Below are 22,099 nucleotides of genomic sequence, written 5' to 3'. Positions count from 1 at the left end.
GGGCAGATTGCCCATCCCTTGCCGGTTCTACTGAAGGTCGCCGAAGACGCGCTGTAGCCGTGCGACCGCTTCCTGCACCTGTGCGCGCGGCGCGGCGAGGTTGAAGCGCAGGAAGCTTTCTCCACCCAGGCCAAAGGCCGTGCCGTGGTTGGTGGCGATCTTCGCCTCTTTCTCGACACGGGCGATGACTTCGGGAAGGCCCATGCCGGTGCCCGCGAAATCGACCCAGGCAAGGTAGGTGGCTTCCAGCGGCATCGAGCGCAAGCCGGGAATGGCGTTCACGCCGGCATCGAAGGCGCGGCGATTGCCGTCGAGATAGCGCATCAGGTCATCGACCCAGGCGGCGCCCTCGGGCGAATAGGCGGCCGTTGCCATGTGCATCCCGAAGGCATTGGGCGAGATGCCCATCGCCATCATCCGGTCACTGAAGCGTTTGCGCAGGGCTTCGTCGGCGATGATGACATTGCCCGTATGGGCGCCCGCGATGTTGAAGGTCTTGGTGGTGGCGGTCATCATGACCAGACGGTCGGCGATGTCGGGCGCGGCCACGGCCATGGGCAGGTGTTTCTGTCCGGGATAGACGAGATCGTGGTGGATTTCGTCCGAGATCAGGATCAGGTCGTGGCGCTTGCAGAAATCGGCAACGCCGCGCAGTTCCTCGGCCGTCCAGACGCGCCCGCCGGGGTTGTGCGGCGAGCACAGGATGAACATGCGTTCCTTGCCGGTCATCTGGGCATCCCAGGCGGCGAAGTCGGGTTCGTACCGGCCGTTCACCGTGGACAGCGGACATTCCACCACCTGCCGGCCCGCGGCTTTGATGATGCGGGCGAAAGCATGGTACACCGGGGTCATCAGCACCACGCCGTCACCGGCTTCGGTGAAGGCGTCGATGCACATGGCGGTGCCGTGGACGAGGCCGTGGGTGGTGAAGATCCAGTCCTTTTCCACGGTCCAGCCGTGGCGGGTGGCCATCCACCAGCGGATCGCGTCCAGATAGGCGCTGTCGTCGCCGAAATAGCCATAGACGCCGTGGGCCAGCATCTTTTCCAGCGCGCACTGGATCGGCGGGGCGGCCTTGAACTCCATGTCCGCGACCCACATGGCCAGCCCCTCTTGCGGGGCGACGCCGTAAAGCGGGGCCATCATGTCCCACTTGACGCAATGGCTGCCGATGCGGTTGATGGGTTCGTCGAAGCTCATGTCCGGTCTGCTCATGTGGTTCAGGTCTCTTGTTCCAAGTATGACATGCGTTTCGGGAAGTGTTCCCTGTTTTTCGGCGCATCCTGCAACATGGTCCCGGATTCCACCTGTATTCTGGGATTCTTTCCCTCGTGATTGGGTTTGCGCTTCCGCTGGCCTTCCCCTTGCGCCGATGCCGGGCGCGCCGTAAATCCCGGCCATGATCCGCCCTATCCTCATTCATCCCGACCCGCGCCTCAAGAAGGTCTGCGATCCCGTGACAGAGATCACGCCGGATTTGCGCAAGCTGGCCGAGGACATGCTGGACACGATGTACGATGCGCCGGGCGTGGGCCTGGCCGCGCCGCAGGTGGGCGTGACCAAGCGGCTTCTGGTGATGGATTGCGTGAAGGGGCCGGACCTTCCGCAGCGGCCGATGGTGCTGTTCAACCCTTCGGTCACATGGGCCTCTGAAGATCTGAACACCTATGAGGAAGGCTGTCTGTCGATCCCCGACCAGTATGCCGATGTCGAGCGGCCAGCCCGTGTGCGCGTGGCCTGGACGGGCATCGACGGCCTGCCGCAGGAGGAAGAGTTCGAAGGGCTGTGGGCGACCTGCGTGCAGCACGAGATCGACCATCTGAACGGCAAGCTGTTCATTGATTACCTTGGTCCGCTGAAGCGGCAGATGATCACGCGCAAGATGGAAAAGCTGAAGCGCGAGCGGGCGCGCGGCTGATGGCGATCCTGCCCCTTGTCACCTGGCCGGATGAACGGCTGACCACCCCCTGCACCCCGGCCATGGCCGATGCCGCTACACGGCAGCTTGCCGCCGACATGCTGGAGACGATGTATGCCGCGCCGGGCCGGGGGCTGGCTGCGCCGCAGGTGGGGCACATGATCCGGCTGTTCGTGATGGATACCGGCTGGAAAGAGGGCAAGCCGAACCCGCGCGTGCTGCTGAACCCGGAGATCCTCTGGCGGTCGGACACGCTCGTGACGGGGCCGGAGGGCTGCCTGTCGATCCCCGGCATCACGGCGCAGGTGCCGCGCGCCGCCGCCGTGCGGCTGCGCTGGACCGATCTGGACGGGCAGGAGTTCCACGAGATCCTCACCCGCTTTGACGCGATCTGCGCGCAACACGAGGCCGATCATCTGGACGGCATCCTGATGCTGGACCGCGTCCCGCCGGAAAACCGCGTCGGGGCAGACGCGTGACCGTCCGCCCCTGCCTGCGCTGGCCCAACCCGGTGCTGCGCCGCCCGGCGGCCCCGGTCGAGACGATTACCGACGAGATCCGCGCCACCTGGGCCGACATGATCGACACGATGGAGGCGATGCCCGGCGTGGGTCTTGCCGCCGTGCAGATCGGCGTGCCGCTGGCGCTGGCCGTGGTGGATGCGTCGGAGGCCCGCGGGCAGGCGGTGCGGATGGCGAACCCGACCGTGCTGCATGCCTCGGTCGAGTTGCGCGAGCACGAGGAGGCCAGCCCCAACCTGCCCGGTGTGTCGGCGGTGATCCGGCGGCCGCGCGCGGTGACGGTGCGGTTCCTGAATGCGGACGGGGTCTGGGAAGAGCGGGATTTCGTGCTTCTGTGGGCGACGTCGGTGCAGCACCAGATCGACCATCTGGCGGGGAAGATGTACTTCGACCACCTGTCGCCGCTGAAGCGGTCGATGCTGATCAAGCGGGCCGACAAGCTGGGAGGCCGCTGATGCGCGTGGTGTTCATGGGCACGCCCGACTTTTCGGTGCCCGTGCTGCGTGCGCTGGCTGCGGCGCATGAGGTCGTGGGCGTCTGGTGCCAACCGCCCCGGCCCGCAGGGCGCGGCAAGCAGCCGCGTCCCAGCCCGGTGCAGGCGGCGGCGGAAGAACTGGGTCTGCCGGTGCATCACCCGGTGTCGCTGCGGGGGGCAGAGGCGCTGGCCGAGCTTGCCGGGATGCAGGCGGATGTGGCGGTGGTGGTGGCCTATGGGCTGATCCTGCCGCAAGCGGCGCTGGATGCGCCGCGCTTTGGCTGCCTGAACATCCACGCCTCGCTTCTGCCGCGCTGGCGCGGCGCGGCGCCGATCCAGCGCGCAATCCTGGCGGGGGATACCGAGACGGGCATCTGCATCATGCAGATGGAGGCCGGGTTGGACACCGGCCCGGTGCTCATGCGCGAGGCGTTGCCGATCGGGCCGGAGGATACCGCGCAGGACCTGCACGACCGGCTGTCGGCCATGGGTGCACGGCTGATCGTGACGGCGCTGGACCGCCTGCCAGATCTGACGCCCGAGCCGCAGCCCGAGGCGGGCTTGACCTATGCCGCCAAGATCGACAAGGCCGAGGCGCGCATCGACTGGACCCTGCCCGCCGTAGAGGTGGACCGCCGGATCCGCGGCCTCTCCCCCTTTCCCGGCGCCTGGTGCGAGATCGGCGGCGAGCGGGTGAAGCTGTTGCGGTCGCGCCTTGCGCAAGGAGCGGGGACGCCGGGGCAGGTGCTGCATGGCCTGACCATCGCCTGCGGCACGGGCGCGGTGGAGGTGCTGGAGGCGCAGCGCGAAGGCAAGCGAGCCCTGCCCGCCGCCGATTTCCTGCGCGGGGCGGCCCTTCCCGACCGGCTGGGCTGATCCCTTTTCGCGCGGGCGGAAGCGTTCCATATTGTGCCTGTCCGCATGGATGGGAGGATGGGCGCCATGGCCTCGATCATCGCCTTTCTGGCGCTTGGCGCCGTCGCCGGCTTTGTCGCCACGCGGATGCTGCGGATGCGCACCGATGCGATGACCACCATCCTGATCGGGATGCTGGGGGCGCTGGTCGGCGGGACCGTGCTGCGCCTGGTCTTTGCCGTGCTGGGCGGGCTTTCGGGAGTGATCGGCGCCGTGATCGGCGCGCTGATCGTGATCTGGCTGTGGCAGGTCTATCTGCGGCGCTGATCAGTCCAGCCGCTTGAGCGCGTCCTTCAGGCGGAAGCCGCGGCCGCCTGCCATGGACCACAGCGCCTGCCCCTGCCAGGCGGCGAAGAGGATCGCCGCCAGTTCGCGCCCCTTGCCGCCGCCGCCAAGCCGGGTGGCCAGCGCCGCCTCGACCCTGGTGCGCCAGGCTTCGGCCCTGGCGCGCAGGGCGGGATCTCGGAATTCTACCGCCAGCAGGCCCAGGTCATCTGGCCCGCCCTCATCGTCGTTCAGCGCCTTGAGCAACGCCACTGCGCCCTTGGCGTTCAGGGGCGCCGCCGCCTCGGCCGCATCGGTGCGGGCGTCCAGGTCATCCCAGGCTGACAGCAGCGCGGCCTTCACCATGCCCTCGCGCGAGCCATAACGCTGCACCAGCGTCGGCGCGGCCAGCCCGGTGGCGCGCGCGACCGAGGAGAAGGCCACCGCCTTGTCGCCGCCCTGCGCCAGCATTGCGCGGATTGCCGCGAAGATTTCGGGATCGGGGATGGTTCTTGGTCTGGCCATGGCTTATAAGTAAACGACCATTCACGAAAAGGAAAGCGAAATGGCACGGCTGCGCGGGATGATGGCAAGCTCGCTGGACGGTTTCGCCGCAGAGGCCGATGGCGGTGTGAGCTTTCTGGACGATTTCGACGGCGTGGACTGGGGGTATGACGCCTTCATTGCCGGGATCGGCACCGTGGTGATGGGCCGTCGGACCTATGAGCACATGCTGGATCTGGCGCCCGACTGGCCCTATCCGGGCAAGCGCGGCATCGTGGTCAGCCAGTCGCTGAAGGGCCCCTTGCGCGGCGATGCCGAGATCTGGTCGGGCGAACTGGCGCCGCTGGTGGAAAAGCTGCGCGGTCTGGCCGATGGCGATGTCTGGATCGTCGGCGGGCCGATGCTGCAATCGGCGCTGATCGCCATGGGGGCGCTGGACCGGCTGGAACTGTGCGTCGTGCCGCGCATCCTGGGGGCCGGGATCCGCACCTTCCCGCCGTCTGCCCCTGGCCCGCGTGTGCCGGAGCTGACCGAGGTCAAGCAATACCGCAAGGGGCTGGTGATCCTGGACTACCGCTTCGGCACCTGAGGCGGGCGCGGCTTGTAGACCGGCAGCCGCCAGCCGAAGGAGATGGAGCCGGCGCGCAGGGCAAATGTGGCCATCGCGCAGGCCAGGAGGCCAAGGTCGGAACTGCCGCCCAGCACGCCGGTCAAGACGGCCGCCACCGTGCCCGCGAAAGCGGCGGTAACGTAAAGCTCGCCTTGCTTCAGGACCAGCGGCACTTCATTGCAGACCACGTCGCGCATCAGGCCGCCCATGCAGCCGGTGGCCATGCCCATCACCAGCACCACGGGCCAGGCCATGCCCATCGCCCCCGCCGCCGCCACCCCGGCGGGCACGGCGATGGCCAAGGCGCAGGCGTCCAGCCACAGAAGCACGCGGTAGCGGCTTTCCAGCCGGTGCGCGCCAAAGAACACCAGAATTGCTGAAAGCGCGGCAAAGGCCAGCACCAGGGGGTCGCCGATCCAGAACACCTCTCGGTCCAGCATCACGTCGCGCAGCGTGCCGCCGCCCACCGCCGTCAGACAAGCGATGAAGATGAACCCCACCACGTCCAACTGCGCCCGCGAGGCGACCAGCGCCCCCGTAAGGGCAAAGACGATGACCGAGCCGTAATCCAGCGCCTGCAATACCGCGTCGGGCGGCACGTGCAGGGCTGGCGGGCTCATGCAACCGCCCCCGGCTTGAACGGTGCCATGCCGGTTCGGGCGAGTTCATCGGCGCGCTCGTTTTCGGGGTGGCCGGCATGGCCCTTGATCCACTGCCATTCCACACGGTGGCGCGCCTGAGCCTCGTCCAGCCGCTGCCAAAGCTCCACGTTCTTCACCGGGCTGCCGCCTGCGGTGCGCCAGTTCTTGCGCTTCCAGCCATGGATCCACTCGGTCACGCCGTTCTTCACATAGGCGCTGTCGGTGATGACGGTGATGACCGTGCCTCGCTTCAGCGCCTCCAGCGCCGAGATGGCAGCCAGCAGTTCCATGCGGTTGTTGGTGGTCATGGCTTCGCCACCCATCAGCTCGCGCGTCTTGACGACCTTGCCGTCTTCGCGCGCCTGCAACAGCACGCCCCAGCCGCCCGGCCCCGGATTGCCGGAACAGGCGCCATCGGTATAGGCAAACAGCTCGACCATGCGCCTCTCCTTCATCCTGGCCCAGATACCCGCGGGCGGGGCCCGGATGCAATCGGGTGCGGTTCGCCGCTACATCAGGATCGGCACGGCCAGACAGGCCAGCACCACCACCGTCAGCGGAATGCGCAGTGCCAGCCACCAGGCCGGGGCAAGCCGCCAGCTGACGAAGGCCGCGTCCAGCACCAGCACGCCCGCGAATCCCGCGGCGAGGTTCACCGCTGCCGCGCCCGGATCGCCGTTGACCATGAAGAAGGCCCACAGCGCCGGGATGACCGAAAGCGCATAGCCCGCGGTCGCCTGCGCGCCCTCGGCCCTTGTGGCAAAGCCCCACAGCACGCCCGACATGAAGGACAGGATCACCGTGCCATAGGTCAGGCTCAGATAGCTGCCCAGCCAGACGGGGTTCAGCCCGGAGGCCGCGGCCAGCGCCGGCGAATACTGCGTGGCCGCCCCCCAGACGAAGGGGATCAGCCCGGCCAGGCCCAGGATCAGCGCACCGAGTGGGATGTTTCTCATGCCGGCTCCCGAAGGATGCGCGGCACCTTGAACTCGACATTCTCGACCGCCGTCTCGACCGGGATCAGAGTCACGTCGAACCGGGCGCGGAAGGCGTCGATGACCTCGTTCACCAGAACTTCGGGCGCCGAGGCCCCGGCGGTCAGGCCCACCGCGCGCAGTTGACCAAGCGCGCGCCAGTCGATGTCGACCGCGCGCTGCACCAGCTGCGCATAGGCGCAGCCTGCCGCGCGGCCCACTTCGACCAGCCGCTTGGAGTTCGAGGAATTCGGCGCGCCGATCACCAGAAGCGCGTCGATCTTGCCGGCCATTGTCTTCACCGCCGCCTGGCGGTTAGTGGTGGCATAGCAGATGTCTTCCTTGTGCGGCCCGACGATCGCCGGGAACCGCGCGCGCAGCGCCGCGACGATGCCCGCCGTGTCATCGACCGAAAGCGTGGTCTGGGTGATGAATGCCAGCTTCTGCGGATCGCGGACCACCAGCCCCGCCACATCCTCGGCCGTTTCCACCAGAAGCACCTCACCCTCGGGCAATTGCCCCATGGTGCCCACGGTTTCGGGGTGGCCGGCATGGCCGATCATCACCATCTGCAGGCCGGCCTCATGATGACGCGCCGCCTCGTTGTGCACCTTGGTCACCAAAGGGCAGGTGGCATCGACTGCGATCATCTCGCGCGCTGCGGCGGCGGCGGGCACCGATTTCGGCACGCCATGGGCCGAAAAGACCACGGGCCGGTCGTCAGGGCAGTCTTCCAGTTCCTCGACAAAGACCGCGCCCTTGGCGCGAAGGTCGTCCACCACGAATTTGTTGTGCACGATCTCGTGGCGCACATAGACCGGAGCGCCCCATTTCTGCAGGGCCATCTCGACGATCTTGATCGCGCGGTCCACGCCGGCGCAAAAGCCGCGTGGCGCGGCGAGGTAAAGGGTCAGGGGCGGCAGGCTCATCGGTCTTTGTCCTTGGCTCTGCTGCAGAGGTAGGACGCCGCGCGGCCAAGGTCCACCATCAAACGGCGCCGGCCTCACCACAGAGTTATCTTGACGAAGGCACATGACCAACAGAGCCATGCCCGCCGCTGCACGGCAGGGTGCAAGCCGACACTGTGGTCAGCGCACGGCTTCAAACCACAATTCCGCAGCCGTCGCTGCGGAACTGCATCTTGATGCTGCGGTTGGCACAGGGTCAGGGGTGTTCCCGCACCCCCCGGCCCATGCCTTCCGGTTACTTCGCTGCGACTGCCATGTCCTCGGGCCTATCCAGCACCGGCCGCGGTTCGCGCGGCGGCCGGCCAATCACCTCGCGCAGCTCGTCCAACTCGATGAAGTTGTCGGCCTGGCGGCGCAGTTCGTCGGCGATCATCGGCGGCTGGCTGCGGATCGTCGAGACGACCGAAACCCTGACCCCCTGACGTTGCAGGCTTTCCACCAGCGGCTTGAAGTCGCCGTCGCCGGAAAACAGCACGATATGATCGACGCGCGGCGCAAGTTCCATGGCATCGACGGTCAGCTCGATGTCCATGTTGCCCTTCACCTTCCGACGTCCCTGGCTGTCGGTGTATTCCTTCGCGGGCTTTGTCACCATGGTAAAGCCGTTGTAGTGCAGCCAGTCCACCAGCGGCCGAATCGGCGAGTATTCGTCGTTTTCCAGCAGCGCGGTGTAGTAGAAGGCTCTCAGCAGCTTGCCCCTGCGCATGAACTCCTGTCGCAAGAGCTTGTAGTCGATGTCAAACCCAAGTGCCTTTGCGGCGGCATAAAGGTTTGACCCATCTATGAACAGCGCGAGCCGTTCGTCTTTGTAAAACATGTTTGTCCCCTCAAAGCATGTCCGGCAACCTGATCTTCCGAGAATGCGAACGCGGTCTAGAACAATTTCCGTCGCCGAACGCCTCTGATATTCGGCCAACCGGGCCCAGGTTCAAGGCGCTCTATACGAAAGTGTATCATCAATGCTTCGTGACGCAAGACACGCTCTGGTTGCATTTGGCGCGAATCTGCCGTGGGATGGACAACTTCCAGCCACCACAATCGCCCTTGCGGCGCAGGCGCTGGAACGGGAGGCCGGCCCGCTCCGGCTATCGCGGCTGTATGAAACACCTTGCTTCCCGGCGGGGGCCGGGCCGGATTATGTGAATGCTGCCGCACAGTTGGCCCTTCCCGAGGGCATGACGCCTGCCGCTTTCTTGACCCTGCTGCACGACATCGAGGCGCAGTTCGGACGGCGCCGCGACACCCGTTGGGGGATGCGCACGCTGGATATCGACATTGTCGCGATGGGCGAAACAATTTCGCCGGATGTCGAAAGCTGGAAAGCCTGGGCTGACCTGCCGCCAACCGAACAGATACGCCGCACGCCGGATCGCCTGATCCTTCCGCATCCGCGGCTGCAGGACCGTGCCTTCGTGCTTGTCCCGCTTGCCGATATCGCGCCAGACTGGCAGCATCCGGTGACGGGGCGCAGCGTCACCCAGATGCTCGCCGCCCTGTCCCCGGAGGATCGTGCCGCGGTGCGCCCGCTGGCCGCAGAATAGCTGCTTGTCAAGCCCCCGCATTGCGCTTAAACAGGCGCTTCCCGAGCCCCCACCCCAGACTGGAGTCGATCATGGCCCGCGTGACGGTTGAAGATTGCGTTGACAAGGTGCCGAACCGGTTCGAACTGGTGATGCTGGCCGCCCATCGGGCGCGCGAGATCGCGTCCGGCTCGCTGCCCACGGTGGAACGCGACAACGACAAGAACCCCGTGGTTGCCCTGCGCGAGATCGCGGAGGAAACCCAGATCGCCGACGTCCTGCGCGAGCGGATGATCGAAAGCTACCAGACCCAGATCGAGGTCGACGAACCCGAGGAAGACCAGATGGCGCTTCTGATGTCGGGCGAGATCGACCGTCCGATGGCCGACGACATGTCGGAAGAGCGGCTGCTGCGCGCTCTGATGGAAGCCCAGGGCGAGATCTGATCCCGGCCTCAGCCGGGACCGAAGGGGACGAGGATGATCGACGTCGAAGACCTGATCGCCCTCGTCCGCAACTACAACCCGCGCTGCAACGCAGACCTGATCCGCCGCGCCTATGCCTATGGCCGGCAGATGCACGAGGGCCAGCTTCGCAAATCGGGCGAGCCCTATTTTACCCATCCCGTCGCTGTCGCCGCCATCCTGACCGAACAGCGTCTGGATGACGCCTCGATCGTCACGGCGCTTCTGCACGACACGATCGAGGACACGAAGTCCACCTATGGCGAGATTTCGCGCCAGTTCGGCGAAGAGGTCGCGGAACTGGTGGACGGCGTCACCAAGCTGACCAACCTGCAACTGTCCTCGGCGCAAAGCCAGCAGGCGGAAAACTTCCGCAAGCTGTTCATGGCCATGTCCAAGGACCTGCGGGTCATCCTGGTCAAGCTGGCCGACCGGCTGCACAACATGCGCACAATCAAGAGCATGTCGCCGGAAAAGCAGGCCCAGAAGGCGCGCGAGACGATGGAGATCTTCGCGCCGCTGGCCGGCCGCATGGGGATGCAGTGGATGCGCGAGGAACTGGAGGACCTGTCCTTCAAGGTTCTCAACCCCGATGCGCGCAACTCGATCATCCGCCGCTTTCTCACGCTGCAGCGCGAAACCGGCGATGTGGTGCACAAGATCAGTGCCGACATCACGAACGAGCTGGAAAAGGCGAAGATCGAGGCGGCAGTTTATGGCCGCGCCAAGAAACCCTATTCGATCTGGCGCAAGATGCAGGAGAAGGATCTCGCCTTCTCGCGCCTGTCCGACATCTACGGCTTCCGCATCATCTGTACCGAGGTCGCCGATTGTTATCGCATCCTTGGCGTGATCCACCAGCGCTGGCGCGCCGTGCCGGGCCGGTTCAAGGATTACATCAGCCAGCCCAAGCAGAACGGCTACCGGTCGATCCACACCACCGTTTCGGGCCGCGACGGCAAGCGCGTGGAGGTGCAGATCCGCACCCAGGAGATGCACGAAGTGGCCGAGGCCGGCGTGGCGGCGCACTGGTCCTACAAGGAGGGGGTCCGCTCGCGGAACCCCTTCGCCGTCGATCCGGCCAAGTGGGTCGCCTCGCTGACCGAACGGCTGGACGAAGGCACGAACGACGACTTCATCGAGCATGTGAAGCTCGACCTCTATTCCGACCAGGTGTTCTGCTTCACCCCGAAGGGTGACGTTGTGCAACTGCCACGCGGCGCCACGCCCCTGGATTTCGCCTATGCGATCCACACCCGCATCGGCAATTCCTGCGTTTCGGCCAAGGTCGACGGCATCCGCGTGCCGTTGTGGACCCGGCTGAAGAATGGCCAGTCGGTCGAGATCATCACCGCCGAGGGCCAGCGCCCGCAGGCCAGCTGGATCGACATCGCCGTCACAGGGCGGGCCAAGGCCGCGATCCGCCGGTCATTGCGCGAGGAAGACCGCACGCGGTTCGTGAAGCTTGGCCACGAACTGGTGCGTGCCGCCTTCGACCATGTCGGCCGCAAGGCCACCGACAAGGCGCTGCGCACCGCTGCCAAGACGCTTGGCCTGGGCGACGACCAGGAACTGCTGGCCCGCATCGGCTCGGCCGAACTGACGGCGCGCAAGGTGATCGAGACGCTGTATCCCGAGCTTGCGCTTGCCTCCAGCGACGAGGTCGATGCGCAGCGTGCCGTCGCGGGCCTTGATGCCGACCAGAGCTTCCGCCGCGCGCCCTGCTGCCAGCCCTTGCCGGGCGAGCGCATCGTGGGCATCACCTATCGCGGCAAAGGCGTGGTCATTCACACCATCGACTGCCCGGCGCTGGAGGAATTCGAGGAGCAGCCGAACCGCTGGGTCGACCTGCGCTGGCATTCCGGCCGCCACCCGGCAGTGAACACGGTCAGCCTCGACATCACGATTTCCAACGATGCCGGCGTTCTGGGGCGCATCTGCACCCTGATCGGCGAGCAGAAGGCCAACATCTCGGATCTCAAGTTCACCGACCGCAAGCCGGATTTCTACCGCCTGCTTGTCGATGTGGACCTGCGTGACGTCGAACACCTGCACAAGGTGATGACAGCGCTCGAGGCCGAAACCGACGTGGCCCAGATCGGGCGCCACCGCGATCCGACGCTGAAGCCCTGACCGCGGACCAGGCGTTGCGCCCCGGCAACGGGCGTCTTTCCGCGCGCCACGCCGCGCCGTGTTCTGGCGCATCGCAACCGCGCTTGTCATTGCCCTGTCGCCACCCACATGCCAGAGGGTAGGTGTCGCCCCGCCGAACCCCGCCGCCAGCCCCGGCCGGTTCGGCAGGCGGCAGGAGGAAGGACCCCAAGGACAGGCCCGCCGTGGTATTCAAGAGACGCGATCCCCGCAGCTTGACCGGCTGGATGCGCGAAATGGTCTATCCCACCGGAGGCATCAAGCGGGCCACGCTCTATGTCTATCACCGGATGCGCCGCCTGCCCGACCAGCCGCACAAGGTTGCCCGCGGCGTCTTTGCCGGCCTGTTCATCGGTTGCCTGCCAATTCCCGGGTTCCAGTTCCTGGCTGGCGCGGGAATGGCCTGGGCGATGCGCGGCAATGTTCTGGCCGGGCTGCTTGGCACTTTCATCTCGAACCCGCTGACCACACCGCTGATCGCCGTGGGCTCCATCTGGCTGGGCCACTGGATGCTGGGCATCCATCGCCCGCTGACCGGCGCCGCCATCGGCAGCGCCTTTGCCGATGCCGGGGAAGAGATCTGGAACAACTCGCTTGCCGTCTTCGGGCCTGAACCTGTGCATTGGGGCGCGCTTGGCGGCTTCCTGCACGACCTGTACCTGCCCTATGTCGTCGGCTCGACCGTGATCGGCATCTTCGTGGGCCTGGCCGGCTATTACATCACCATCCCCGCCGTGCACGCCTATCAGAAGGCCCGCGCCGCCCGCTTTCGCGCCCGCGCCGAAAAGCGCAAGGCCGCCTCGCCGGTGGACCCGACCGCGCCCGACGCCTGATGCCACACCCCGCGACCGCCCCCACGCATGGGATACCCTTCCCCTGCGCGCTGCCCTAGGATGACCGCGAAACCGTGCAAGACAGGATCCGCCCGATGAAACCCCTTGGCCGCCTTCGGCTTGGCGTGAACATCGACCACGTCGCCACCGTCCGCAACGCCCGCGGCTCGGCCTGGCCCGACCCGCTGCGCGCCGCGCTGGTGGCCGAGGCGGCGGGGGCCGACGGCATCACCGCCCACCTGCGCGAAGACCGCCGCCATATCCGCGACGCGGACATGGATGCCCTGCGCGCCGGCATCGGCATCCCGCTCAACTTCGAATGTGCCGCCACCGACGAGATGCAGGAGATCGTGCTGCGGCTGAAGCCGCATGCCGTCTGCCTGGTGCCGGAACGGCGCGAGGAACGCACAACCGAGGGCGGGCTTGACGTGGCCGGCGACGAGAACCGGCTGGCCACCTACATCGCCCCCCTGCGCGATGCGGGCTGCCGCGTCAGCATGTTCATCGGCCACACGCCTCGCCAGATTGAGGCCTCCGCCCGGATCGGCGCCGCCGTGGTGGAACTGCACACTGGCCACTACTCCGACCTCCATGCCGAGGGTCGTCTGGACGAGGCCGAGGCGGAACTGGACGCCCTGCGCCGCGGCGCGAAACTCGCCCATGCCCTTGGGCTCGAGGTTCACGCCGGCCACGGCCTGACCTACGACAACGTCGCGCCCGTCGCCGCCATGCCCGAGGTGATGGAACTGAACATCGGCCATTTCCTTGTGGGAGAAGCCATTTTCATCGGCCTCGGCCCCGCAATCGAAGAAATGCGCCGCCGCATGGACGAGGCCCGCGCCGGGCTTTGACCGGCCATGTGCTGTGGCCCCAGGGCCACAGCACATGGCGCCCCGGCACCGTCATCCTCCGGTTGCGCCTTCACGGATTGGTGAGCGGGGTCTAGCTTGCCCCCCTGACAAACCGTTGCCAGGAGGCAAACATGTCGCGTCTTCTCTTCATCATCGCCGGCGCCCTGTCGGTTCTGGCCGGGCTTTATGCCCTGTTCAACCCCTTCCCCGCCACTCTGGTGGCCACCGTTCTGGCCGGCTGGGTCTTCCTCATCTATGCCGTGCTTCAGGTCGTCGCCGCCTTCCAGGCCGAAGGCTGGGGCGGCCGCATCTGGTCGATCCTCATCGGCATCCTCGCCTTCATCGTGGGCATCGAGGTGCTGGTGAACCCGCTGGAAAGCGTCGTCACCCTGACGCTGATGGTCGCCATCCTCTTCGTGGCCTCGGGCGTGGCCAAGTCCATCGTCAGCTTCCAGCTCAAGGGCGGGCCGCTGTTCTGGCCGGTGCTGATCTCGGGCGTCGCTTCACTGGTGCTTGGTCTGCTGATCCTGCGCCACTTCCCCGAATCCTCGACCTGGCTCCTGGGCTTCCTGCTGGGCGTCGAGCTTCTGTCCAACGGCATCGCGACCCTGGCCTTCGCCTGGGCCACGCGCGACCGCGCCTGATCGACATAGGCGGCCCCGGCAACGGGGCCGCATCCCCCCATGATCCTTGGCATCGGCACCGACCTCTGCAACATCGAACGCATCGAGGCCACGCTCGCCCGCCACGGTGATCGCTTCCGCAACCGCGTCTTCACCGAACGCGAACAGCGCAAGGCCGAAGGCCGACCCCGCGCCGTGGCCGCCACCTATGCCAAGCGGTGGGCTGCCAAAGAGGCCTGTTCAAAGGCGCTTGGCACCGGGTTGCGTATGGGCATCTCGTGGAAGGACATGGCGGTGACCAACCTTCGCACCGGCCAACCCGTGATGCATGTCACCGGATGGGCGGCCGAACGCCTGGCCGCCATGACGCCGCCGGGACACGAAGCGTTGATCCACGTCACCCTGACCGACGATCATCCCTGGGCCCAGGCCTTCGTGGTGATCGAGGCGCGCCCGCTTGCACCGGGTCACGCGCGCTTGCCTTGACTTGCGCAAGCCGCCCGCGCATGAAGCGCGGCAGGTGGTTACAGGTAGGTCATGGCAAAAGCGAAGAAGTCCGAGGGCGGTCTGATGGAAACCGTCAAGACCGTGGTCTATGCCCTGCTCATTGCCGGCATCTTCCGCACCCTCTTCTTCCAGCCGTTCTGGATTCCTTCGGGCTCGATGAAGGACACGCTGCTGATCGGCGACTTCCTCTTCGTCAACAAGATGGCCTACGGCTATTCGCGCTATTCCTGCCCCTTCGCGATCTGCCCGATCCCCGGCCGGCTGTTCTTTTCCGAACCCGAACGCGGCGACATCGTGGTGTTCCGCCACCCGGTCAACGGGTCCGACTTCATCAAGCGCCTGATCGGCTTGCCCGGCGACAAGGTCCAGGTGAAGAACGGCATCCTCTTCATCAACGGCCAGGAAGTGCCACAGGTCCCCGATGGCCAGTTCGAAGAGGTGTTCGAACCCCAGGGCCCGATGGGCAACCTGCCGCGCTGCGCCAACGCCCCGGTGGGCGAGGGCGGCACCTGCATCTCGTATCGCTTCCGTGAGACCCTGCCTCCGACCGAGCGGCACCCCGAGGGAATCTCGCATGACGTCCTCAACATCGAGGATGCCGGCAGCCCGTCGGCCGACAACACCGATGTCTTCACCGTCCCCGAAGGCCAGTACTTCTTCATGGGCGACAACCGCGACAACTCGATGGACAGCCGCTTCAGCCAGGCCGTCGGCGGCGTGGGCTTCGTGCCGAAGGAATATCTGATCGGCCGCGCCGACCGGGTGATCTTCTCCTCTGCCGGCCGCTCCATGCTCTACTTCTGGACCTGGCGCCCCGACCGCTTCTTCCTGAAGGTGGAATGAGGCTCTCGGCCGAACTCCGGGCCTTCGCGGGCCGTATCGGGCACGACTTCCGCCGCCCCGAGCTTCTGGTTCGGGCCGTCACCCATGCCTCGATCGCCACGCCCCAGCGGCCCGACAACCAGCGGCTGGAATTCCTGGGCGACCGCGTGCTTGGCCTGACCATGGCCGAGGCGCTGATGTCCGCCGACAAGGGCGCCACCGAAGGCCAACTCGCCCCCCGCTTCAACGCGCTGGTCCGCAAGGAAACCTGCGCCGAAGTCGCGCGCGAAACCGGCCTCGGCGAAGTGCTGAAACTGGGCCGGTCCGAAATGCTGACCGGCGGGCGCCGGAAAGAGGCGCTCCTGGCCGACGCGATGGAAGCGGTGATCGCCGCCGTCTTCCTGGATGCGGGCTGGGACGCCGCCCGCGCCGTGGTGCTGCGCCTGTGGTCCGGGCGCATCAACGCGGTCGAGCCCGACGCCCGCGACCCCAAGACCGCGCTGCAGGAATGGGCCCAGGCGCGCGGCATGACCCCGCCGGTCTATACCGAGACCGGCCGCGAAGGCCCCGACCACCAGCCGATGTTCACCGTCGAGGTCCGCCTCGCCAGCGGCGAAAGCGAATCCGCCCGCGCCGGGTCCAAGCGCCAGGCCGAAATGGCCGCAGCGCGGGCGCTGCTGACGCGGTTGGAGGGCGGGGCGGATCCCGGCTGACCCGCGCCCGAGCCGCTGGTCTCGGGCGCGAAAGCGTCGCGCGCCGCCTCGTGGCAAAGCCGCCTCTGGCCAGAACCGGCTTCCTGCGCTAATGCGCGAAGGATGAACACAGAGAACGACTCCCCCACCCGCGCCGGTTTCGTGGCGCTGATCGGCGAGCCCAATGCGGGCAAGTCCACGCTTCTGAACCGCATGGTCGGCGCCAAGGTCTCGATCGTCACCCACAAGGTCCAGACCACCCGCGCCCGCATCCGCGGCGTCTGCATGGCCGGGCAGTCCCAGATCGTCTTCGTCGACACGCCGGGCCTCTTCCGTCCCCGCCGCCGGCTTGACCGCGCCATGGTCAAGGCCGCCTGGGGCGGCGCCGCCGATGCCGACATCGTGGTGCTGCTGGTCGAGGCGCATCGCGGCCTGACGGAAGGCGTGGACGCCATCCTCAGCCGCCTCAAGGACGAACTTCCCCGAGACCGTCCGGTGGCCCTTGCCATCAACAAGATCGACAAGGTCAAGGCCGAAAACCTTCTGCCCATGGCGCAGAAATTCGGCGAGGCCTTCCCCTTCGCCAAGGTCTTCATGATCTCCGCCGAACGCGGCTACGGCGTCGAGGATCTGAAGGACTGGCTCGCGGGCGAACTGCCCGAAGGCCCCTGGCTCTACCCCGAGGATCAGCTGGCCGACCTGCCCATGCGCATGATCGCCGCCGAAATGACGCGGGAAAAGCTGACGCTACGGCTGCACGAGGAACTGCCCTACCAGCTGACGGTCGAAACCGAGAAATGGGAGGACCGCCCCGACGGTTCTGCCCGCATCGACCAGATCGTCTATGTCGCCCGCGACGGCCACAAGGGTATCGTGCTCGGCGCCAAGGGCGAGACGCTGAAGGCCATCGGCACCCAGGCCCGCGCCGAGATCGCCGAATTCCTGGGCCGCCCGGTGCACCTGTTCCTGACGGTGAAGGTCCGCCCGAACTGGCTGGACGAGGCCGAGCGCTATTCCGAGATGGGCCTGGACTTCAAGGATGGCGACTGACGCCGCCGCCCCGCGGCAAATTCCTTCGAAGGAATTTGCAATTTTCTTCGAAGAAAATTGCCCATGCCACGCCTGACGTCCGGCCTCTGGGTCTCGGCCTATCTCACGCGCCTGCGCCTGGCCGACATTCCCGCCTTCGTCGTCCGCCGCGGCGACGATCACGCAGGCGCTGTGGTTGTGAAGTCCGCGCCCCTGAACGGCACTGCCCGCGCCTTCCAGCGCAGCTTCGACCCGATGACCGGCGAACGGCTCTGGGTGATTCTCGCCGAAGGCGCGGAACCCGATGTCGATGCCGCCCTGGCCCGCGCCCGGTCGCGCGACCCCGACCTCTGGCTGATCGAGGTCGAGGATCGCCAGGGCCGCACGCTCCTCGACGAAGACGGGTTGCGCGACTGACGCGCCGCACCCTTGCGCCGCCCCCGCGCGCGCCCATACTGGCCGCATGGAATGGCGCGACGAGGGCGTCCTTCTCGTCACGCGGCCGCATGGCGAACACGCCCTGATCATCGAGGTTCTGACCCGCTCCCACGGTCGCCATGCCGGCGTCGTGCCTGGCGGCGCATCGCGGCGCATGGCGCCGCTCCTGCAACCGGGCACCGATCTCGTCGTCACCTGGCGCGCCCGGCTGGACGATCACCTCGGCACCTGCACGGTGGAACCCCGCCGCTCGCGTGCCGGGCTCCTGTCCGACCGGCTGGCGCTGGCCGGCCTCGCCTCGGCCTGCGCACTCCTTCACCTCGCGCTGCCCGAACGCGATCCCCATCCCGCATTGCACGCCGCCACCGTCACGCTGCTGGACGCGATGGAGACGCTGCCGGACTGGCCCGCGATCTACCTCCGGTGGGAACTCGGCCTGCTGGACGAACTTGGCTTCGGCCTGGACCTCACCTCCTGCGCCGTCACCGGCGCAACCGAAGGGCTGGCCTTCGTCAGCCCCCGCACCGGCCGCGCCGTCACTGCCGCCGCCGCCGGCACCTGGTCCGACCGCCTGCTTCCACTGCCCCCCGGCCTCGCCACCGGCGCGGTCAGCGCGGCCGACCTGCCGCAGGCCCTCGCCCTCACCGGCCATTTCCTCGCCCGCGCGCTGGCCCGCGACACCTCGAAGCCCCCGCTGCCGGAAGCCCGCACCCGCCTCCTCGCCCTGATCGAGCGGCGCACCGCGGGCGGCTGAATCCGACCCCAAGGGGCAAAAGCGCCGCGCCATGTCGGGCATGGCCAAGAAGCAAAGCCATAACCCGCACAAATCTTGGGCGAGTTCGCCATGGCCACCCGTTACCTCCCCCTGTTCCTGCGCCACAGCCCCACACCTCAGGTGGAGCATTTTGCCCTGCTCGCCGGGCTCGAGGCCGCCGTGCGCGGTACGCTCATCTCGGCCATGCCGCTTGTGGTCTACGAGGCGATGGGCAGCGCCGAAGCCACCAGCGCCGTCTATTTCCACGCCGGGCTCGTGGCGCTCGTCTGGGGACTGATGGTCCCCTGGTTCACCCGCTTCCTGCCCCGCCGCTGGATGTATTCCGCCGGCTGCGCGCTGTACCTCGTCGGGATGTCGCTGGCGCTGACCGGCACGCAGCTTGGCGTCAGCCTGGCCGTCCCGGTGCTGGCCATGGCCACCGCCACCACCTTCGTCTGCTTCAACGCCTATGTGCTGGACTATATCGACCGCGCCAGCCTCGGCCGCAGCCAATCCACCCAGATGCTGTTCTCGGCCACTCCCTGGGCCGTCGGCCCCATGCTCGGCGTCTGGCTGCGCAGCCTTTGGGCCCCGGCGCCCTTCCTACTGGCCGGCGCCTTCGCCATCGCCCTGCTGATCGCCTTCTGGATTCTGCGCATGGGCAACGGCAAGCAGATCAGCCGCGCCAAGGGCCCCGCTCCCAACCCGCTTGGCTACCTGGCGCGCTTCTTCGCCCAGACCCGCCTCATCGCCGGCTGGTCCTTCGCCGTGATCCGCTCCTGCGGCTGGTGGGTCTATGTCGTCTACCTGCCGATCTACTGTGTCGAGGCGAACATCGGCGGCGACTGGGGCATCGCCGACAAGGTGGGCGGCGTCGCGCTGTCCTTTTCCAACGCGCTCCTCTTCGCCGCGCCCTTCATGCTGCGCTTTACCCGGCGCTGGCCGCTGCGCACCGCGCTGCGCGCCGCTTTCGCCCTGTGTGGCACGGGCTTCCTTCTGGCCGCGATCTTCTCGCCCTGGCCCTGGGTTGCCGTCGCCGCGATGATGTTTGCGTCGATCTTCCTCGTCGTGCTCGACACCATCGGCGGCCTGCCCTTCCTGATGGCGGTCAAGCCGTCCGAGCGGACAGAGATGGCCGCCGTCTATTCCAGCTTCCGTGATGTCTCGGGCATCGCCACCCCGGGCATTGCCTGGGCGGTCCTGCTGGTCGCGCCCCTTCCGGGCATCTTTGCCGTCTGCGGGGCGGCCATGGGGGCGGCCTTCGTCACCGCCAGCACCTTGCACCGCCGCCTTGGCCTGCCGCGCCCGTCGCGCGGGGGTGGCCGCCCGGCCCGCGCCTGATCCGCCCTATTCGGCTTCCGGCGGCGGCGTTGCCGGGCCGGGGCCGGGCACGAAATCCATCCGCAAGCCCTTGTCGTTGACCAGGTAGAGGAAGCCCACGCCGACCCCCTCGCCCGTCACCTGCCCAAGCGCCTGGAAGAAGGCCACCTCGTCGCTCAGCTGCGCGCAGGCCCGTTCCGTCGACGTGATGTTGACGAACCGGACGGTCGGGGACGGCCTTGTCACGACCTTGGCGGCAAAGCTGTTGCACGGGCCCTGGCCGATCAACTCTTTCCCGTCTTCGCCACGGAAGGCCATCTGAACATCCGCCGGGAAGGGCTTGCCGTTGATGGACACCAGCTTCCACCAATAGGGCGGCTGCTCCGCCTCGGGGGCGACACAGCCGGAAAGGGCAAGCAGAACAAGGGGAATCAGGGCAAGGCGCATGGCATCCTCCGGAAATCCCGGCCAACCTGCCGCGCCGCGCCCCCTTCGGTCAATCGGCGCCGATCAATCCATCAGCCGCCGCGCGATGACCTGCGCCTGAATCTCGGCCGCACCCTCGAATATGTTCAGGATGCGCGCATCGCACAGGATACGGCTGATCTGGTATTCCAGCGCAAAGCCGTTGCCGCCGTGGATCTGCAGCGCATTGTCCGCCGCCGCCCAGGCGACACGGGCACCCAGCAGCTTCGCCATCCCGGCCTCCAGATCGCAACGCTTGTCATGGTCCTTCTGCCATGCACTGAAATAAGTCAGCTGCCGCGCTACCATGATCTCCACCGCCATCATGGCAAGCTTTCCTGCCACACGCGGAAACTCGATCAGCGCGCGGCCAAACTGCTTGCGGTCCTCAGCATATTTCATGCCGACCTCCAGCGCCGACTGTGCCACACCCACGGCGCGGGCCGCCGTCTGGATGCGGGCGGATTCAAAGGTCTGCATCAGCTGCTTGAACCCCTGCCCCGGCACGCCGCCCAGCAGGTTCTCGCCCTTCACCTTGAACCCGTCGAAGCCCAGCTCGTATTCCTTCATGCCGCGATAGCCCAGCACCTCGATCTCGCCGCCCGTCATGCCGGGCGTCGGGAAAGGCACCTCGTCGGTGCCGGGGGTCTTCTCGGCAAGGAACATGCTGAGCCCCCGGTAGTCCGTGGTCTCCGGCTCGGTCCGCGCCAGAAGCGTCATCACATGTGTCCGCGCCGCATGGGTGATCCAGGTCTTGTTGCCCGTGATCTCCCAGTCCTCGCCGACCTTCACCGCGCGTGTCCGCAGCGAGCCCAGGTCCGACCCGGTATTCGGCTCGGTGAACACCGCCGTCGGCAGGATTTCCCCGCTCGCCAGCTTCGGCAGCCAGTGCTGCTTCTGCGCCTCGGTCCCACCGCACAGGATCAACTCGGCGGCAATCTCCGACCGCGTGCCCAGCGAACCCACGCCGATGTAACCGCGCGAAAGCTCTTCACTCACCACCACCATGCTGGCCTTCGACAGGCCGAACCCGCCATATTCCTCGGGGATGGTCAGGCCGAACACGCCCATGCCGGCAAGCTCGGTGATGATCTCCATCGGGATCAGCTGGTCCTTCAGGTGCCAGTCATGCGCCTCGGGCACCACCCGCTCGTCCGCAAAGCGGCGGAACTGCTCGCGGATCATCTCCAGCTCTTCGTCCAGACCGCTGGCGCCGAAGGTCGCCCGGCCCTGGTTGTCGCGCATCAGCTCGACCAGCCGCGCCCGCGCCGCCGGGGTATTGCCCCGCGCGATCAGCGCCGCCGCCGCGCCCTCCGGCCGCCATTCCAGCCCCAGGTCGGACAGCCGCGCCACCTCGCCCTGGCTCATCGGGATGCCACCGGCCACCTGCGCCAGGTACTCGCCAAAGCAGATCTGGCAGATCAGGCCCTCCATCTCGCCGAACCGACCCTCGGCCTCCAGCCGCCCGGCCCAGGCCCGCATCTGGCGCAGCGCCTCGACATAGGTCGCAAGCCAGGCAAGCGCATGGGCCGCGAACTGGTGTTCCTCCATCGCTGCATTGGAAACCTTGCCGCCTACAGCCACCTTCGTCTTCAGGCCGGCGCGCCCGGCCTCGAACAGGGCTTCCACCTGCGGAAGGGCCGCCCCGGTCAGCGCCGACAGGTCGGCCAGAAGAGGCGAGGTCACGGTCTGTCCATCATGGGCCATGGCGGCGCTCCGTTCGATTCTGCATCCGCAAACGACCTACGGCCTTTGCAACCGCAGCGCAATATCCTTTCGCCTCAATATAACACAGCGCATGAAAATGTCGCGCCCGATAGGGCCGTGCAGCCCCCCGAGC

General features: G+C 67.1%; 28 protein-coding genes. 19 read left to right on the top strand and 9 right to left on the bottom strand.

Annotated features, from left to right (window positions below; genetic code table 11):
• Positions 1 to 27: 27 nt before the first annotated feature.
• Complete coding sequence (locus JO391_RS18805) at positions 28 to 1,200, bottom strand: MalY/PatB family protein (RefSeq protein ID WP_220661935.1); 1,173 nt, start codon at positions 1,198 to 1,200, stop codon at positions 28 to 30.
• Between the two features lie 199 nt (positions 1,201 to 1,399).
• Here JO391_RS18805 and def (JO391_RS18800) point away from each other — a divergent pair, with 199 nt between their 5' ends.
• The 5 genes from def (JO391_RS18800) (at position 1,400) to JO391_RS18780 (ending at position 4,096) form a co-directional block, all read left to right on the top strand.
• Complete coding sequence (def, locus tag JO391_RS18800; protein WP_220661934.1) at positions 1,400 to 1,918, top strand: peptide deformylase; 519 nt, start codon at positions 1,400 to 1,402, stop codon at positions 1,916 to 1,918.
• The gene (gene def / locus JO391_RS18795) at positions 1,918 to 2,397 is read left to right on the top strand and encodes a peptide deformylase (RefSeq protein WP_220661933.1); all 480 of its coding nucleotides are present in this window, start codon (positions 1,918 to 1,920) and stop codon (positions 2,395 to 2,397) included. The genes def (JO391_RS18800) and def (JO391_RS18795) overlap by 1 nt, the downstream gene beginning before the upstream one ends.
• Positions 2,394 to 2,894, top strand: coding sequence for a peptide deformylase (def, locus tag JO391_RS18790; protein WP_220661932.1), 501 nt, complete (start codon positions 2,394 to 2,396; stop codon positions 2,892 to 2,894). The genes def (JO391_RS18795) and def (JO391_RS18790) overlap by 4 nt, the downstream gene beginning before the upstream one ends.
• A complete protein-coding gene (gene fmt / locus JO391_RS18785) occupies positions 2,894 to 3,790 on the top strand; it encodes a methionyl-tRNA formyltransferase (RefSeq protein ID WP_220661931.1) in 897 nt (298 codons plus the stop codon). Before def (JO391_RS18790) ends, fmt begins: the two co-directional genes overlap by 1 nt.
• Before the next feature lie 66 nt (positions 3,791 to 3,856).
• Positions 3,857 to 4,096 (top strand): GlsB/YeaQ/YmgE family stress response membrane protein, encoded by a 240-nt coding sequence (locus JO391_RS18780; protein ID WP_220661930.1) that lies wholly within the window; start codon positions 3,857 to 3,859, stop codon positions 4,094 to 4,096.
• Here the strand turns inward: JO391_RS18780 and JO391_RS18775 are convergent, their stop codons facing one another.
• Positions 4,097 to 4,618: a TetR/AcrR family transcriptional regulator gene (locus tag JO391_RS18775; protein ID WP_220661929.1), complete on the bottom strand. Its 522-nt coding sequence runs from the start codon at positions 4,616 to 4,618 to the stop codon at positions 4,097 to 4,099.
• Positions 4,619 to 4,658: 40 nt separating this feature from the next.
• Here JO391_RS18775 and JO391_RS18770 point away from each other — a divergent pair, with 40 nt between their 5' ends.
• On the top strand, positions 4,659 to 5,186 hold the full coding sequence (locus tag JO391_RS18770) for a dihydrofolate reductase family protein (protein ID WP_220661928.1): 528 nt from the start codon (positions 4,659 to 4,661) through the stop codon (positions 5,184 to 5,186).
• Here the strand turns inward: JO391_RS18770 and JO391_RS18765 are convergent.
• The 5 genes from JO391_RS18765 to JO391_RS18745 form a co-directional block, all read right to left on the bottom strand.
• A complete protein-coding gene (locus tag JO391_RS18765; RefSeq protein WP_220661927.1) occupies positions 5,168 to 5,827 on the bottom strand; it encodes a trimeric intracellular cation channel family protein in 660 nt (219 codons plus the stop codon). The genes JO391_RS18770 and JO391_RS18765 overlap by 19 nt on opposite strands.
• On the bottom strand, positions 5,824 to 6,288 hold the full coding sequence (gene rnhA / locus JO391_RS18760; protein ID WP_220661926.1) for a ribonuclease HI: 465 nt from the start codon (positions 6,286 to 6,288) through the stop codon (positions 5,824 to 5,826). Before rnhA ends, JO391_RS18765 begins: the two co-directional genes overlap by 4 nt.
• A 69-nt stretch (positions 6,289 to 6,357) precedes the next feature.
• Complete coding sequence (locus JO391_RS18755; protein WP_220661925.1) at positions 6,358 to 6,804, bottom strand: DUF3429 domain-containing protein; 447 nt, start codon at positions 6,802 to 6,804, stop codon at positions 6,358 to 6,360.
• Positions 6,801 to 7,751 carry a 4-hydroxy-3-methylbut-2-enyl diphosphate reductase gene (gene ispH, locus JO391_RS18750; protein WP_220661924.1) on the bottom strand — a complete coding sequence of 317 codons (951 nt, stop codon included), beginning with the start codon at positions 7,749 to 7,751 and terminating at the stop codon, positions 6,801 to 6,803. Before ispH ends, JO391_RS18755 begins: the two co-directional genes overlap by 4 nt.
• 274 nt (positions 7,752 to 8,025) lie before the next feature.
• The gene (locus JO391_RS18745; protein WP_220661923.1) at positions 8,026 to 8,607 is read right to left on the bottom strand and encodes a LabA-like NYN domain-containing protein; all 582 of its coding nucleotides are present in this window, start codon (positions 8,605 to 8,607) and stop codon (positions 8,026 to 8,028) included.
• A gap of 142 nt (positions 8,608 to 8,749) precedes the next feature.
• On the opposite strand from JO391_RS18745, the gene folK reads away from it, so the two are divergent.
• The 13 genes from folK to JO391_RS18680 all read left to right on the top strand — a co-directional run bounded on the left by folK (position 8,750) and on the right by JO391_RS18680 (position 19,815).
• Positions 8,750 to 9,331: a 2-amino-4-hydroxy-6-hydroxymethyldihydropteridine diphosphokinase gene (gene folK / locus JO391_RS18740; RefSeq protein ID WP_220661922.1), complete on the top strand. Its 582-nt coding sequence runs from the start codon at positions 8,750 to 8,752 to the stop codon at positions 9,329 to 9,331.
• A gap of 71 nt (positions 9,332 to 9,402) precedes the next feature.
• Positions 9,403 to 9,756, top strand: coding sequence for a DNA-directed RNA polymerase subunit omega (gene rpoZ / locus JO391_RS18735; protein ID WP_220661921.1), 354 nt, complete (start codon positions 9,403 to 9,405; stop codon positions 9,754 to 9,756).
• 33 nt (positions 9,757 to 9,789) lie between these two features.
• Positions 9,790 to 11,907: a RelA/SpoT family protein gene (locus JO391_RS18730; RefSeq protein WP_220661920.1), complete on the top strand. Its 2,118-nt coding sequence runs from the start codon at positions 9,790 to 9,792 to the stop codon at positions 11,905 to 11,907.
• A 203-nt stretch (positions 11,908 to 12,110) separates the two neighbouring features.
• Positions 12,111 to 12,758, top strand: coding sequence for a DUF2062 domain-containing protein (locus JO391_RS18725; protein WP_220661919.1), 648 nt, complete (start codon positions 12,111 to 12,113; stop codon positions 12,756 to 12,758).
• A gap of 95 nt (positions 12,759 to 12,853) precedes the next feature.
• Complete coding sequence (locus JO391_RS18720) at positions 12,854 to 13,609, top strand: pyridoxine 5'-phosphate synthase (RefSeq protein ID WP_220661918.1); 756 nt, start codon at positions 12,854 to 12,856, stop codon at positions 13,607 to 13,609.
• Between the two features lie 131 nt (positions 13,610 to 13,740).
• Entirely contained in the window at positions 13,741 to 14,253 is a 513-nt protein-coding gene (locus JO391_RS18715; RefSeq protein WP_220661917.1) for an HdeD family acid-resistance protein, read from the top strand.
• 39 nt (positions 14,254 to 14,292) lie between these two features.
• Positions 14,293 to 14,718 (top strand): holo-ACP synthase, encoded by a 426-nt coding sequence (gene acpS / locus JO391_RS18710; protein ID WP_220661916.1) that lies wholly within the window; start codon positions 14,293 to 14,295, stop codon positions 14,716 to 14,718.
• Between the two features lie 51 nt (positions 14,719 to 14,769).
• The gene (gene lepB / locus JO391_RS18705) at positions 14,770 to 15,582 is read left to right on the top strand and encodes a signal peptidase I (protein WP_220661915.1); all 813 of its coding nucleotides are present in this window, start codon (positions 14,770 to 14,772) and stop codon (positions 15,580 to 15,582) included.
• The gene (gene rnc, locus JO391_RS18700; protein WP_220661914.1) at positions 15,579 to 16,274 is read left to right on the top strand and encodes a ribonuclease III; all 696 of its coding nucleotides are present in this window, start codon (positions 15,579 to 15,581) and stop codon (positions 16,272 to 16,274) included. The genes lepB and rnc overlap by 4 nt, the downstream gene beginning before the upstream one ends.
• Before the next feature lie 102 nt (positions 16,275 to 16,376).
• A complete protein-coding gene (era, locus tag JO391_RS18695; RefSeq protein ID WP_220661913.1) occupies positions 16,377 to 17,303 on the top strand; it encodes a GTPase Era in 927 nt (308 codons plus the stop codon).
• A 63-nt stretch (positions 17,304 to 17,366) separates the two neighbouring features.
• Positions 17,367 to 17,699: a DUF1491 family protein gene (locus JO391_RS18690; RefSeq protein ID WP_220661912.1), complete on the top strand. Its 333-nt coding sequence runs from the start codon at positions 17,367 to 17,369 to the stop codon at positions 17,697 to 17,699.
• A gap of 46 nt (positions 17,700 to 17,745) precedes the next feature.
• Positions 17,746 to 18,474, top strand: a complete 729-nt coding sequence (gene recO / locus JO391_RS18685; protein ID WP_220661911.1) for a DNA repair protein RecO — start codon at positions 17,746 to 17,748, stop codon at positions 18,472 to 18,474.
• Between the two features lie 90 nt (positions 18,475 to 18,564).
• Positions 18,565 to 19,815, top strand: coding sequence for an MFS transporter (locus tag JO391_RS18680; RefSeq protein ID WP_220661910.1), 1,251 nt, complete (start codon positions 18,565 to 18,567; stop codon positions 19,813 to 19,815).
• 6 nt (positions 19,816 to 19,821) lie between these two features.
• On the opposite strand, the gene JO391_RS18675 is transcribed toward JO391_RS18680, so the two are convergent.
• Together JO391_RS18675 and JO391_RS18670 are read right to left on the bottom strand one after the other, a co-directional pair.
• Entirely contained in the window at positions 19,822 to 20,241 is a 420-nt protein-coding gene (locus tag JO391_RS18675; protein ID WP_220661909.1) for an META domain-containing protein, read from the bottom strand.
• 63 nt (positions 20,242 to 20,304) lie between these two features.
• Positions 20,305 to 21,966, bottom strand: a complete 1,662-nt coding sequence (locus tag JO391_RS18670; RefSeq protein ID WP_220661908.1) for an acyl-CoA dehydrogenase family protein — start codon at positions 21,964 to 21,966, stop codon at positions 20,305 to 20,307.
• Between the last annotated feature and the right edge of the window lie 133 nt (positions 21,967 to 22,099).

This window comes from Neotabrizicola shimadae, assembly GCF_019623905.1.
GTDB classification, from domain to species: domain Bacteria; phylum Pseudomonadota; class Alphaproteobacteria; order Rhodobacterales; family Rhodobacteraceae; genus Neotabrizicola; species Neotabrizicola shimadae.
Note: the sequence above shows the minus strand (reverse complement) of the source record. Positions and strands in the feature narration are given on the sequence as shown.